Annotated in this window: 14 protein-coding genes and 1 tRNA gene; 9 read left to right on the forward strand and 6 right to left on the reverse strand. The window is 74.3% G+C overall.

The genetic code is table 11. The features are described from left to right. Positions 1–60 precede the first annotated feature (60 nt). The gene (locus tag JOE38_RS12950) at positions 61–429 is read left to right on the forward strand and encodes a hypothetical protein (protein WP_204576655.1); all 369 of its coding nucleotides are present in this window, start codon (positions 61–63) and stop codon (positions 427–429) included. A 48-nt stretch (positions 430–477) separates the two neighbouring features. On the opposite strand, the gene JOE38_RS12955 is transcribed toward JOE38_RS12950, so the two are convergent. Further along, positions 478–1,833 (reverse strand): alpha-amylase family protein, encoded by a 1,356-nt coding sequence (locus JOE38_RS12955; protein WP_204576656.1) that lies wholly within the window; start codon positions 1,831–1,833, stop codon positions 478–480. Between the two features lie 190 nt (positions 1,834–2,023). Here JOE38_RS12955 and JOE38_RS12960 point away from each other — a divergent pair. Next, positions 2,024–2,096 (forward strand) — tRNA-Arg (locus JOE38_RS12960). Between the two features lie 101 nt (positions 2,097–2,197). On the opposite strand, the gene JOE38_RS12965 is transcribed toward JOE38_RS12960, so the two are convergent. The 3 genes from JOE38_RS12965 to JOE38_RS12975 are packed head-to-tail and all read right to left on the reverse strand — an operon-like array spanning position 2,198 to position 3,959. Beyond that, positions 2,198–2,482, reverse strand: coding sequence for a response regulator transcription factor (locus JOE38_RS12965; RefSeq protein ID WP_204576657.1), 285 nt, complete (start codon positions 2,480–2,482; stop codon positions 2,198–2,200). Then, complete coding sequence (locus JOE38_RS12970) at positions 2,479–3,546, reverse strand: hypothetical protein (RefSeq protein ID WP_204576658.1); 1,068 nt, start codon at positions 3,544–3,546, stop codon at positions 2,479–2,481. The genes JOE38_RS12965 and JOE38_RS12970 overlap by 4 nt, the downstream gene beginning before the upstream one ends. Next, positions 3,543–3,959: a PadR family transcriptional regulator gene (locus JOE38_RS12975; RefSeq protein WP_086521113.1), complete on the reverse strand. Its 417-nt coding sequence runs from the start codon at positions 3,957–3,959 to the stop codon at positions 3,543–3,545. Before JOE38_RS12975 ends, JOE38_RS12970 begins: the two co-directional genes overlap by 4 nt. A gap of 176 nt (positions 3,960–4,135) precedes the next feature. On the opposite strand from JOE38_RS12975, the gene JOE38_RS12980 reads away from it, so the two are divergent. The 6 genes from JOE38_RS12980 to JOE38_RS13005 all read left to right on the forward strand — a co-directional run bounded on the left by JOE38_RS12980 (position 4,136) and on the right by JOE38_RS13005 (position 8,877). Further along, positions 4,136–4,456, forward strand: a complete 321-nt coding sequence (locus JOE38_RS12980; protein ID WP_239544833.1) for a DUF6412 domain-containing protein — start codon at positions 4,136–4,138, stop codon at positions 4,454–4,456. Between the two features lie 103 nt (positions 4,457–4,559). After that, complete coding sequence (locus tag JOE38_RS12985) at positions 4,560–5,327, forward strand: YidC/Oxa1 family membrane protein insertase (protein ID WP_204576659.1); 768 nt, start codon at positions 4,560–4,562, stop codon at positions 5,325–5,327. Between the two features lie 64 nt (positions 5,328–5,391). Then, positions 5,392–6,300, forward strand: coding sequence for a metal-dependent hydrolase (locus tag JOE38_RS12990; RefSeq protein ID WP_204576660.1), 909 nt, complete (start codon positions 5,392–5,394; stop codon positions 6,298–6,300). 124 nt (positions 6,301–6,424) lie between these two features. After that, positions 6,425–6,955, forward strand: a complete 531-nt coding sequence (locus JOE38_RS12995; RefSeq protein ID WP_307838880.1) for a hydophilic protein — start codon at positions 6,425–6,427, stop codon at positions 6,953–6,955. A gap of 35 nt (positions 6,956–6,990) precedes the next feature. Further along, positions 6,991–8,025 (forward strand): aldo/keto reductase, encoded by a 1,035-nt coding sequence (locus tag JOE38_RS13000; RefSeq protein ID WP_204576662.1) that lies wholly within the window; start codon positions 6,991–6,993, stop codon positions 8,023–8,025. Between the two features lie 78 nt (positions 8,026–8,103). Continuing rightward, a complete protein-coding gene (locus JOE38_RS13005) occupies positions 8,104–8,877 on the forward strand; it encodes a lysophospholipid acyltransferase family protein (RefSeq protein WP_204576663.1) in 774 nt (257 codons plus the stop codon). Between the two features lie 261 nt (positions 8,878–9,138). Here JOE38_RS13005 and panD read toward each other — a convergent pair whose 3' ends face one another. Further along, entirely contained in the window at positions 9,139–9,555 is a 417-nt protein-coding gene (gene panD, locus JOE38_RS13010; protein ID WP_204576664.1) for an aspartate 1-decarboxylase, read from the reverse strand. Between the two features lie 287 nt (positions 9,556–9,842). On the opposite strand from panD, the gene JOE38_RS13015 reads away from it, so the two are divergent. Further along, positions 9,843–10,931 carry a YihY/virulence factor BrkB family protein gene (locus tag JOE38_RS13015; RefSeq protein WP_204576665.1) on the forward strand — a complete coding sequence of 363 codons (1,089 nt, stop codon included), beginning with the start codon at positions 9,843–9,845 and terminating at the stop codon, positions 10,929–10,931. A gap of 42 nt (positions 10,932–10,973) precedes the next feature. Here the strand turns inward: JOE38_RS13015 and JOE38_RS13020 are convergent, their stop codons facing one another. Further along, positions 10,974–12,500 carry a cryptochrome/photolyase family protein gene (locus JOE38_RS13020; RefSeq protein ID WP_204576666.1) on the reverse strand — a complete coding sequence of 509 codons (1,527 nt, stop codon included), beginning with the start codon at positions 12,498–12,500 and terminating at the stop codon, positions 10,974–10,976. Between the last annotated feature and the right edge of the window lie 25 nt (positions 12,501–12,525).

Raw genomic sequence — 12,525 nt, forward strand, 5'->3', positions numbered from 1 at the left:
GCCTTCCACAACCCCGCTCGACGCCCGTTCCTGGGAGCCCCGGGCTACTAGCCTGACGCCGTGACCCGCCACTTCTCGCAGTTCCTCTTCGCGCCGTACGGCGACGGGGAGGGGTTGCGCGCGGTGGAGGCGGACGCGTCCGACGAGCGGCTCCTCGGCGCCGAGGCGTGCGACGCGGATGCGGACGACGAGCCGCGGGAACGCGAGGCGGACGCCACCGACCCCTCGGTGTGGCCTCCGCTCACCGTCGTCGAGTGGCCGCTCACGCACCGGCCGTTCGACGACGACGACGAGCCGGAGATCGCGGACGGTCACTTCGCTCCCGCGGACGAGGATCCGGACGGGGAGGCGCTGGAGGAGGCCGCGGCGCACGCGGCCCGCGCGGCGCTCCTCGCCGAGGTCTACGGCTGGCCGCACCGCGCGATCTGACGCGGGTCCTGTCGCGACCGCCGCGTCGCGGCGCGGCCGTCCCGGTCCCTAGGCGCCGGCCAGCACCGCCCAGGAGTGCGCGGGGACCCGCCCGTCGCCCGCGAGGTCGCCCGCCTCGAGACCGCCGGGCGGACCGGGGACGGCGAGGGGCTCGTCGCCGAGGTTGAGCACGAGCCGCAGGGCGTCCGGCGATCCGGGCGCGACGCCACCGGCCGCTCCCGTGCCGGACGGCCGCAGCGTGATGGTCAGCGCGGTGTTCGTCAGGCCGGACGTCTCCATCCGCGCGTCGACCAGCCAGGCGTGGCGCCGGCGGAGGCCGACGAGCGCCTGGTGCATGCTGCGGATCCCGGCGGCGCGCTCGTCGTCGTGGAGGTCGTCGGGCGAGGCCGGGTACGCGGGGCGCACGGCGTCGTCGCCGCCCGCGCGATCCTCCTTCACGCCGGTGAGGCCGCGCTCGTCGCCCGCGTAGATCGACGGGATGCCGGGCAGCAGGAGCAGCAGGGCGATCGCGTGGCCGAGGTGGCGCGGGTCCACCGCCGAGCCGATGCGCGTCACGTCGTGGTTGCCGATGAAGGTCTGCGGCGTGAACGACGGCAGCAGCTCGCCGTGACGGGTGAGGGTCCAGTCCAGCTCGAAGAGGTTGCCCTCGGCGATCGAGTTGCGGATCGACTTCCACAGCTCGTAGGCGGTGATGGAGTCGATGGTCGACTCGGCGGCGTAGCCCGCATAGTCGCCGTGGATCATCTCGCCGACGAACCAGGCGTCGGGGTGCCGCTCGCGGACGCGCGGCAGCACCGCGGCCCAGAACGACGCGGGCACGGCGTAGGCCGCGTCGAGGCGCCAGCCGGAGACGCCGCGGTCGAGCCAGTGGATCATCACCTCGGCCAGGTGCGCGCGCACGGCCTCGGAGTCGTGGTCGAGCGTGACGAGCGCGCCGTGGCCCTCGAAGCCGACGGGCTCGCCGGCGTCGTCCCAGCGGAACCAGGAGGCGGCCTCGGATCCGGGGCCGTCGGCGAGCGCCTGCACGAAGCGCGGGTGGCTGCGGCCGACGTGGTTGAAGACGCCGTCGAGGAGCACCCGCACGCCGCGCGCGGAGGCGTCGGCGAGGAGGGCGTCGAGGTCGGCGTCGCCGCCGAGGCGCGGATCCACGGCCAGGTGGTCGCGCGTGTCGTAGCCGTGGGTCTCCGAGTCGAAGACCGGACCGAGGAGGAGTCCGTTGGCGCCGAGGTCGACGAGGTAGGGGAGCCAGGCGCGGATGCGGTCGAGGCGGTGGGCGGGCGGCGCGTCGGGGTGTGCGGGGGATCCGCCGTCGGGCCCGGCGAGGTCGTCGCGGGTCTGCGGCGCGCCCGTGAAGCCGAGCGGGTAGACGTGCCACCAGACGACGTGATCGGTCCAGGATGCCAAGGGTCGCTCCTCGCGGTTCGGGTCGATCCAGCCTAATGAGCGGCCGTCGGGGCGCCCGCCGGACGGGCTCCGTCGGACAGCGGGAGGGGCGCGGTGGGCGGTCGGCGGCGCGGATTCGCGAGGCGGCCCCGCAGCATGTAGTCTGTCTCCCGGCCTGATCGCCGCTCGCGGGGATCATCGCCGCACGACTGCGCCCGTAGCTCAACGGATAGAGCATCTGACTACGGATCAGAAGGTTGGGGGTTCGAATCCCTCCGGGCGCACAGCACCTCGGGGTGCACATCTCTGGTTGAGACAGAATGCCGAACGGCCCGCCACTGGCGGGCCGTTCGCGTCTCCCCGGCGGCATCCCGGATCCCGCCTCTCAGCGCGTCGTCGCGAGCGGCTCCACCACGCGGTTCTCGTACGCCCAGATCGTGGCGTGCAGGCGGTCGCGCACGCCGAGCTTGTCGAGCGTGCGGCTCACGTGCGTCTTCACCGTCGTCGGCGCGAGGAACAGCCGGCCGGCGATCTCGGCGTTCGACAGGCCGCGGGCGACGAGCACGAGGATCTCCCGCTCGCGCGCCGTCAGCCGCGCGAGCTCCGCGCCGGTGCCGGTGCCGGCGCCGATCCCGCGCGCCGCGTGGCCGTGGTCGAGGAGCGCGCTCACGGGGTCGGCCCCGGGGTGGGCGTGGGCGTGGGAGTCGGCGACCCCGAGACGGTGCCGTCGGTGGTCGTCACGCCACCGGCGCTCGGGGTGGGGGACGGTGTCACCTCGGGCTCCTCGCTCAGCGGCAGGGCCTTGGCGAACGGCGGTCGGATCCCGGTGCCGGGGTCGGTCGTGCCCTCCACGACACCTGCGTGCATGCGGTCGAGCGGGAAGACGTTCCAGGCGCCGTCGGACGGGGTCACCGACGCGCCCGTGGCGGGATCGGCGGCGATCCCGTCGGTCGCGGCGGAGCCGACCGTCGTGACCGGCTCGCCGTCCTGGTCGAAGAGCTGCACGCGCTCGAGGAGGTTCCCCTCGGCGTCGTAGGCGAAGAGGTTCGTGACCTGCTTGCCGTCGAGCGACAGGCCCGGCTGCTCGATGTAGGAGGTGCTCGCCCCCGGATCGTTGTACTCCCGGACCGCCAGCTCGTTGAGCAGCGTCGGGATGAGCGCGAGGAGCACGAGCGCCGTGAAGACGCTCACGACCGTGCGGAGGGCCTGCGCCGGCCGGGACCGCGCCCAACGTCCGCGGCCCCATTGGACGCTGATCACCGTCAGGACGACGAGGATCGTCCAGCCGACGAGGGTCGTCGGCAGCACGCGCAGGCTCCCGAGCGTCAGGCCGAGGAACTGGTACCCCGCCCACGCCCGCAGCAGCCACCACACCGGGCGGAAGACGATCAGCAGGTCGAGGATCGCGGAGAGCTCGCGGTTGGCGCGGATCCGCGCGTGCAGCTCTCGGGCTCGCTCGCGCACGCCGTCCCGCAGCTGCGTCAGCGGCGAGGTCGCGGGCGTCGCGACCGCGCGTTCCGGCAGCCCCGCCGAGCTGCGCAGCTCGTCCGCGTAGCGCACGGGATCGCCGAGCTCGAGGGCGCCGTCGTGATCCGCGGCCTCCTCCTGCAGGTCGGCCTCGAGGCCGCCCGTGAGGTCGTCGACGTCCTCGGGATCGAGGTCGGCGAGCCGGGCGCGCACGGCCGCGGCGAACGCCTGGATGCGGGTGTCGAGGGTGGGATCTGCGGTGTTCACGGCTTCTCTCCGATCGTGCGGACGTTCACGGATGCGGGCACGGGGCCCTCGCCGGTGCCGCCGGCCTTCCGGGTGCGGTGGGTCGGCGCGGGTGCCGGCTCGCCGAGGAGCCCGCTCATGGCCGTGGCGAAGGCCGCCCAGGTGGCGCGCTGCCCGGCGAGCAGCTCGCGGCCCTCGGGGTTGATCGCGTAGTACTTGCGGTGCGGTCCGCCCTCGGACGGCACCACGTAGCTCGAGAGCGCGCCGGCCGCGTAGAGGCGGCGGAGCGTCCCGTAGACCGAGGCGTCGCCGACGTCGCCGAGGCCGGCGTCGCGCAGGCGTCGGACGATGTCGTAGCCGTACCCGTCGTCGTGCTGCACGACGGCGAGCACCGCGGTGTCGAGCGCGCCCTTGAGGAGCTGCGTGGTGTCCATCAGTCGATCTCTCTCATGCGTCGCACAGTATCACGCAGTGCGCGGTACCTCGGAGTGCCGCGCATGGCGGCGCGACGATGAGGCGACGTCCGGGTGGGGTGGCGCGGCAGGCGGTGGCGTCGACGGGCGGGCGCCCGCCCCTCGTGCTCGCCGCGGGCCCGGTGCTACCGTCGGGCATGCCCATCGTCCTGGAGGCCCTCGGCCGCGTCCTCGCCCTCGTGGGCGACGTCGTGCTGGGCGGCGCGGGCGTGACGCCCGCGATCCTCCTCGCGGCCCTCCTCGGCGCCGCATCCGTGGCCGCCGCGGTCGCGCTGGTGCGCATCGCCGCCGCGCGCGGGCTCCTCGTATCCGCTGCGCCGCCGCTGCGCCCGGACGAGGACGTCGACCTCCCGGTGCTCGTCTCCTCGAGCGACCCGGACGCGGACGGGCACGAGCGCTCCCGGGCCCCGGGCCGCCGGATGCAGGTCGTCGTGCCTGCGCCGCTCCCGGCCGCCTGACCGCGGCCAGCAGGGGTCCGCCGCCACCGCGCGGCACGGATCCGGCGCGCGCCCGCATGCGACGACCAGACGGACCCCCTCCGCTCTCGTCGCAAGGAACCCCGTGGACCCCACATCGATCGCCCCCGTCCGAGCCGTGCTCGACGGCCTGTCCCAGCTCGTCGTCGGCCTCGCCGACCTGATCCATCCCCTCGCCGGCGCCTCCGCGACCGGGGTGGCCGTCATCCTCCTGACCCTCGCGGTGCGGGCCCTGCTCGTGCCGGTCGGCGTGGCGCAGGTGCGCGCCGAGATCGAGCGCCGCCGGATCGCCCCCGCGCTCGCCGAGCTCCGCCGCCGGCACGCGGGGAAGCCCGAGCAGCTGTCGCGCGCGGTCCAGGAGCTGTACGCACGGGAGGGCGCATCTCCGCTCGCCGGCTGCCTGCCGACGCTCGCGCAGGCGCCCGTGCTCGCGGCCGTCTACGCCCTGTTCGCGCACGCGCGCATCGGCGGCGAGGGGAACGTGCTGCTCGTCGCGCCGTTCGCGGGCATCCCGCTCGGATCGAACGCGCTCGCGGCGGCGGGCATGGGCGTCGCGCCGCTCGCCGTCGCGGTCGTCGTGCTCGGGCTGCTCGCCGTGGTGATCGAGGTCCGCCGCCGCGCGGACCTCCGGTTCCAGGGGCCGCCCGCGCCTGCCGACCCGGCGCTCCCCGGCATGGCCGGCATGACCACGATGATGCGGGTGCTGCCGTTCGTCACGGTCGTCTTCGCGGGCGTCGCCCCGCTCGCCGCGGCCCTGTACCTGCTGGCCAGCGCCGCCTGGACCCTCCTCGAGCGCGCGGCGCTGCGGCGCCTGCTCGGCCGCGCGCCCGCCCGCGGGACGTCGCCCGCGTGATGCGCCGGGCCGTCCCGGCGGACCCGGTCTGCGAGGATCGAGGCACACCGAGCCGGGAGCCGCCATGACCTCCACCCCCGCGGGCGCCGTCGCCCTGCCGCCCACGCGCGTGACCTACCCGGCGGGATCCGTCGCCTCGGAGGGGACCGTCCTCCGCGTCGACGACCTCGCCGACGGCACGCGCGCCGTCGTGCTCGACGCGACCGCGTGCCACCCGGTCGACGCGGCCTGGCCCGACCAGCCCGCCGACCGCGCGGTGCTGCGGGTGCGCGGCGCCGGGATCGAGGTGCTCGACTGCGTCGTCGGCGCGGCGTCGAGGGATCCCGCGGGAGACGCCGCGCTCCACGTCGGCGCCGACGTCCCGGTCAAGAAGGGCGCCGACGGCTGGTCGTTCGTCGCCGTCCACGTCGTGCCGGGCGACGCCGACATCCGCTTGGGCGACGCCGTCGAGGTCGCCGTGGATCCCGAGCACCGCCGGGCGCTGAGCGCCGGCCACACGGGCTGCCACCTCGCCTCCCTCGCCCTGGACCGAGCGCTCGAGGGCGCCTGGACCAAGGACGTGCCCCGCGACGCGCTCGGCGCCCCCGGCTTCGACGCGCTGGCCATCGGCACCTCGCGCATCGGGCCGTGGTCGTCCGTCGACACCTACCGCCTCGGGAAGTCGCTGCGGAAGAAGGGCTTCGTGCCCGCGACGCTCCTCGACCACCTCGACGAGGTGCGGGCCCAGGTCGACGCCACGCTCGCCGGGTGGGTCGCCTCGGGCGCCGCCGCGCGGATCGAGCGCGAGGGCGACCTGCTCACCTCGCGCCGCTCCTGGGTGTGCGAGCTGCCCGGCGGCACCGCGCGGATCCCCTGCGGCGGCACGCACCTGGCCGGCCTCGACGAGCTCGCGTCGGTCACGGTGGATCTCGAGGTCGAGGAGGCCGACGGCGCCGTCGTGGTGCGGATGCGCACCACCTGCGTCCCGGCCTGACGCCCCTGGTCGGGGGACTCCGGTATCCCCGCGCCTCCCGCGTCGGGTAGCGTGGACGAGCGCCGTCCGGCCGACCGGCATCCTCGGTCCGGCGACGGCGCGGCGATGGAAAGTGGTATCGAACGTGGCAGCATCCCCCGCGACGAAGTGCTCGGTCTGCGGCAAGGCGAACCCCGTCGGCATGGCCACGGGCAACATCCTCGACCACGGTCGCAACCACGAGCGCTGCCCGGGTTCGGGGAAGCCGCCCGCCGTGTCGACCAAGCCCGTGTCGGCTGCCGCGAAGTCGGGCACCGCCCCGTCGCGGAAGCCCGCGAGCGAGGCCGCGAAGCGCGAGCCCAGCCGCAAGACCACCCCGGCCAAGGCCGCCGGCCCCACGCGCGGCGTCACCGTGCGCCGCGTCGAGGTCGACACCGAGCGCCTGCGCCTCCGCGAGGAGAAGCTCGAGCGGATCCGCGTGCAGCGCGAGGAGGCGGCCCGCCGTCGCCTCGGCGACTACATCGTGCCGCTCGACGCCGACGGCCAGGAGGCCCCGGAGGCCGACATCACGCTGGAGACCATGGACGACGAGGCCCCGGCCACGGTCGAGCCCGGCGCATCCACCGAGTCCGACGTCGCGACCGCCGACGCCGCCGAGGGCCGCCCCTCCGCCTAGCGCCGCTCGTCGGCCCAGCGCGTAGCGTGGCGCTCATGACAGAGCAGTCCACCGACCAGCCCACCACGTACCTCGGCCGCACCGGCGTGGAGGTCTCGCGCCTCTGCCTCGGCACCATGATGTTCGGCGCCTGGGGCGAGACCGACCACGAGAAGTCCATCCGCGTGATCCACCGCGCCATCGACGCGGGCATCACCTTCATCGACACCGCCGACATCTACGCGTACGGCGAGAGCGAGGAGATCGTCGGCAAGGCGATCGCGCAGTCCGGCCGCCGCGACGACCTCGTCCTCGCGACCAAGTTCTTCAACGGGATGAAGCCCGAGGCCAACTACCGCGGCGGATCCCGCCGCTGGATCATGCGGGCCGTCGAGGACTCGCTGCGCCGCCTCGGCACGGACTACATCGACCTGTACCAGATGCACCGGCCGGACGAGCACACGGACATCGAGGAGACCCTCGGCGCGCTCACCGACCTGGTCACGCAGGGCAAGGTGCGCTACATCGGCTCGTCCACGTTCCAGCCGAGCCAGGTCGTCGAGGCGCAGTGGGTCGCGCGCGAGCGCGGCACCGCGCGCTTCGTCACCGAGCAGCCGCCGTACTCGATGCTCACCCGCGGCATCGAGGCCGACCTCCTCCCCACCACCCAGCGCCACGGCATGGGCACGCTCGTCTGGAGCCCGCTCGCCGGCGGGTGGCTCTCCGGCAAGTACCGCAAGGGCCAGGAGATCCCGAAGACGCACCGCAACGACCGCGACCCGTCGCGCTACGACCCGGCCGACCCGAAGTTCGCGGCTGCCGACCAGCTGGGCGCCCTCGCCGACGAGCTCGGCGTGCCGCTCGTGCACCTCGCGCTCGCCTTCGTGCTGCGCCACCCGGCGGTCTCCAGCGCGATCATCGGCCCGCGCACCATGGAGCAGCTCGAGTCGCAGCTCGACGCGGCCACCCTGGAGCTCGACGCCGCGACGCTCGACCGCATCGACGAGATCGTGCCGCCCGGCCTCAACGTCAACCCGGCCGACACGGGCTTCTCGAACTACTGGCTGGATCCCGCCCGCCGCCGGCGCTGACCCGTCCGGAGCCGACGCGCCCGTCCCGGCGCCGTCGGCTCCCGGTGCGCGCGGAGTCGACCCCCGTAGGGTCGGTGCATGAACCGCCGCACCCGCGAGCCCGTGTACGGCACCGCCGTCGTCCTGGGGCGCGCGCTCTTCGGGTCCCTCCGCCTCCGACTGGTCGCCGAGGGCCGCGACCGCATCCCGGACACCGGCGGCGCCGTCATCGCGATGACCCACTTCGGCTACCTCGAGTTCGCCCTCGTCGAGTGGGCGACCTGGCTGCACAACCGCCGCCGGATCCGCTTCATGGCCAAGAAGGGCGCGTTCGACCAGCCCGGCGTCGGCTGGGTCCTGCGCCGCATGCGCCACATCGAGGTCGACATGACCGCGGGGGCCGCGGCGTACGCCGACGCCGTCGCGGCCCTGAGGGCGGGCGAGCTCATCGGCGTCTTCCCGGAGGCGGGCGTGAGCGCGTCCTTCCGCGTGCGGGAGCTGAAGACCGGCGCCGCGCGGCTGGCCGCCGAGGCCGGCGTGCCGATCGTGCCCGTCGCCGTGTGGGGCGGACACCGGCTGCTCACCAAGAACCGGCGCATCCGCATGCGCGACCGCGTCGGCGTGCCCGTGCACCTGCGCGTGGGAGAGCGGATCCCCGTGGCGCCGGATGCGGATCCGCGCGCGGTCACCGACGCCCTCCGCGACGAGCTCCAGCATCTGGTCGACGACCTGCAGTCCGCGTACCCGGTGGACGGCCACGGCGCCTGGTGGCAGCCGCGGCACCGGGGCGGCACGGCGCCGACGCCCGAGGAGGCGGCGGCAGCGGACGCGGAGCGCGACGAGCGCAGGAGGCGTCGCGCCGAAGAGCGCTGACCCGCGCAGGGGCCGGGGAGATGAGATCGGCCCGGGCCTTCGAGGCCCGGGCCGATCTGCGCACGTGAACGTCTGTTACCCGCAGACGAACCGGCTGGTGCGGTACCGCTCACCCGAAGAGCCGTACCGGATGCCTCCACGGTAGCCGCGCATGCTGGCGATCCCCCGGACTGCGCGGGAATGTACCCCGTATTGGGGGGAAGCCGGTGTGTCCGTCTTTTGGGGGACCCAGTACAGTTGCGCGGCGCTCGACGCCGCAGCTCAGACCGGCTCGGCCAGCGGGGACCGCTCGAGGCCGGGCGCGGGCGGCGCGGTGGGGTCGGCGTCGACGGCGCGGATCCTGTTGCCCGCGTCGACGTGCACCACACGGGGTTCGAGCACGCGGGCTTCCTCCGTGGTCATCTGCCCGTAGGCGATGAGGATCACCACGTCGCCGACGTCCACGAGGTGCGCGGCCGCGCCGTTAATCCCGAGCACGCCGCTGCCGCGCTCGCCCGCGATCGTGTAGGTGTCCAGCCGGGCGCCGTTGGTGACGTCGACGATGCTGACGCGCTCGCCCACGAGGATGTCCGCGGCGTCGAGCAGGTCGCGGTCGACCGTGACGGAGCCGACGTAGTGCAGGTCGGCGTGGGTCACCGTGGCGCGGTGGATCTTCGCGGTCATCATGGTGCGCAGCATGCGTGCTCCTCTGCTCGGGCGGCGTCCGTGCCTGCCGGGGCGGAGCACGGTGATCGTCGAGGCGATCACGTGGGCAACGCGCGCGAGGGGGCGGATGTTCCGGCGGGTGCCGGATCCGCGGCCGCGCGAGGCCCTCGGCGAGTGTACGAGACGCGCGCGCTCGACGGACGCGGCCCGCGGCCGACCGCTCCGCCCGCCGCTCCGTCCGCCGCGGGCTAGGCGCGCCGCCGGGCAGGGGCCACGCTGGGGGAGGGGACCCGACCCCGAGCACACCCACGGAGGCACCAGTGGCACGACGCGACACGGCCGGCACGATCGAGGACCGGCCCGACGAGGAGGACGCGCGCAAGCCCGACTCCCCGACGGAGATCGAGAAGCCCTCCTGGAAGTACGTGCTCCGGAAGACCATGCGCGAGTTCAGCTCGGACCAGTGCACCGACATCGCGGCGTCGCTCACCTACTACGCGGTGCTGTCGCTGTTCCCCGCGCTCATCGCGATCATCTCGCTGCTCGGGGTGTTCGGGCAGGGGCAGCAGACGGTGACGGCGGTCCTCGACCTGCTGCGCGGCTTCGCCCCCGCGGACGCCCTCGCGCTGATCGAGCCGATCCTGACCGGCTTCGTCGAATCGCCCGCCGCCGGCTTCGCCCTCGTCTCCGGCATCGTGCTCGCGATCTGGTCGGCCTCCGGCTACGTCGGCGCCTTCACCCGGGCGATGAACCGCATCTACGAGATCCCCGAGGGCCGCCCGTTCCTGAAGCTCAAGCCCATGCAGCTCGCCGTCACGGTCATCGGCATCGTGATCCTGCTCGTGTGCGCGCTCATCATCGCGATCTCCGGCCCCGTCACCGACGCCATCGGCGCCGCGCTCGGCCTCGGCCCGACCGTGCAGATCGTGTGGTCCATCGCCAAGTGGCCCGTGCTCGCCTTCGCGATCGTGCTGCTCATCGCGATCCTCTACTACGCGACCCCGAACGCGAAGCAGCCGAAGTTCCGCTGGATGAGCATGGGCGCCGCCATCGCGCTCCTCGTGCTGGTCGTCGCGAGCGTCGGCTTCGCGTTCTACGTCACGAACTTCTCCAGCTACGCGAAGAACTACGGCGCTCTCGCCGGCGTCGTGGTGTTCCTGCTGTGGCTGTGGATCGCGAACCTCGCGCTGCTGTTCGGCGCCGAGTTCGACGCGGAGCTCGAGCGCGGGCGCCAGCTCCAGGCCGGCATCGCCGCCGAGGAGACGCTGCAGCTGCCGGCGCGCGACACCGTCGTCAGCGACAAGAAGGCCGCCGCGGAGCGCGAGGACGTGAAGCGCGGCCGCGGGATCCGCGAGCGCCACGAGCGCGTGGAGCGCCTCGGCGGAGGCGACGCGGGCGACGGCTCCTGACCCGCCCGGCGGGCCCGCGCGATCCCCGCGCGGGCCGGCCCGTCACCGGTCCTTGATCTCGTCGTACGCCGCGAGCGCCCGCTGCCGGGACTCCTTCAGGTCGACGATCGGCGCCGGGTAGGACGCGAGCCCGCCCCCGTCCTGGTCGTCCGCCCCGTCCTCGGCGCTCGCGACCAGGTCGCCCATCGCCTTCCACGGCTCGTGCACGACGTCCCGGGGCGCGTGCGCGAGCTCGGGCACGTACGAGCGGATGTACTCGCCCGACGGGTCGAACTTCTGCCCCTGCAGCACGGGGTTGAAGACGCGGAAGTACGGGGCGGCATCCGCGCCGGATCCCGCGACCCACTGCCAGCTCGCCGCGTTGTTGGCCGCGTCCGCGTCGACCAGCGTGTCCCAGAACCACTGCTCGCCGTGGCGCCAGTCGATCAGCAGGTTCTTGATGAGGAACGACGCCACGACCATCCGCACCCGGTTGTGCAGGTGCCCGTCCTTCCAGAGCGCGCGCATGCCGGCGTCGACCAGCGGCACTCCCGTCTCGCCGCGCTGCCACGCGCCGAGCGTCTCGTCGGTCGGCTCCTCCCAGGGGAACGCGTCGAAGCGCTCCACGAAGTTGCGGGTCGCGAGATCCGGCTGGTGGTACAGCAGGTGGTAGCTGAACTCGCGCCAGCCGAGCTCGGAGAGGAACTTGGTGGCGTTGACCTCGTCGCCGCCCACCTTCTTGCCGCGCGTGCGCTGGATCCGGTGCCACACCTGGAACGGGCTCACCTCGCCCCAGCGCAGGTACGCCGACAGCCGCGAGGTCGTCATCGCCGCGGGCTCGTCCCGCTGGGCGGCGTAGTCCTCGAGCTCGTGGTGGACGAAGTCCTCGAGGCGCTGCAGGCCGGCGGCCTCGCCGGGTTCGCAGGCCTCGCGGAGGCCGGCCGCCCAGTCGGGCGTCGTCGGCAGCAGCCCCCAGCCGTCGAGGTCGTCCGAGCGCGGCGCGTCGCGCGGGCCGTCGAGCGAGTCCGGCGCGGGGAACGGCTTCCGCGGCTCCTCCCGCTCCTGCGCGGCCTTCCAGAACGGGGTGTAGACGCGGAACGGCTCGCCCTGCTTGTTCGCCACCGTCCACGGCTCGACCAGCAGCGATCCGTGGAAGCTGCGCACGTCGAGGCCGCGGTCGCCGAGGTCCTTCTTGATGGCGGTGTCGACCGCGATCTCCGCGCCGCCGTAGCGCCGGTTCCACAGCACCGCACCCGCGCCGACCTCCCGCACGAGGTCGTCGACGGCATCGGCGGCCTTCCCGCGGCGCAGCACCAGCGGCGATCCGAGCGCCCGGAGCGACTCCCCGAGACGAGACAGGCTCATGTGCAGCCACCAGCGGGCGGCGCCGCCGAGCGGGCGGATCCCGTCGCTCTCCTCATCGAGCACGTACAGCACCACGATGGGCTCGCCCCGCTCGACGGCCGCGTGCAAGGCCGGGTTGTCGGCCACGCGGAGGTCGTCGCGGAGCCACACGATGCTCGGTCCGTGCGCCGCGTCGGCACCCTCCCGGTCGTCGGATCCGCGGTCGGGGGCGTCGTCGTCACTCATGGATCGAGCCTAGGACGGGGCTGCG

This window comes from Clavibacter michiganensis, from assembly GCF_016907085.1.
GTDB classification, from domain to species: Bacteria; Actinomycetota; Actinomycetes; order Actinomycetales; family Microbacteriaceae; genus Clavibacter; species Clavibacter michiganensis_O.

Coding starts and splice junctions, on each gene's coding strand:
- JOE38_RS12975 (WP_086521113.1), bottom strand. CDS start 3,959: ATGGACACCACGCAGCTCCTCAAGGGCGCGCTCGACACCGCGGTGCTC.
- JOE38_RS12980 (WP_239544833.1), top strand. CDS start 4,136: ATGCCCATCGTCCTGGAGGCCCTCGGCCGCGTCCTCGCCCTCGTGGGC.
- JOE38_RS12990 (WP_204576660.1), top strand. CDS start 5,392: ATGACCTCCACCCCCGCGGGCGCCGTCGCCCTGCCGCCCACGCGCGTG.
- JOE38_RS13000 (WP_204576662.1), top strand. CDS start 6,991: ATGACAGAGCAGTCCACCGACCAGCCCACCACGTACCTCGGCCGCACC.
- JOE38_RS13005 (WP_204576663.1), top strand. CDS start 8,104: ATGAACCGCCGCACCCGCGAGCCCGTGTACGGCACCGCCGTCGTCCTG.
- panD (WP_204576664.1), bottom strand. CDS start 9,555: ATGCTGCGCACCATGATGACCGCGAAGATCCACCGCGCCACGGTGACC.
- JOE38_RS13020 (WP_204576666.1), bottom strand. CDS start 12,500: ATGAGTGACGACGACGCCCCCGACCGCGGATCCGACGACCGGGAGGGT.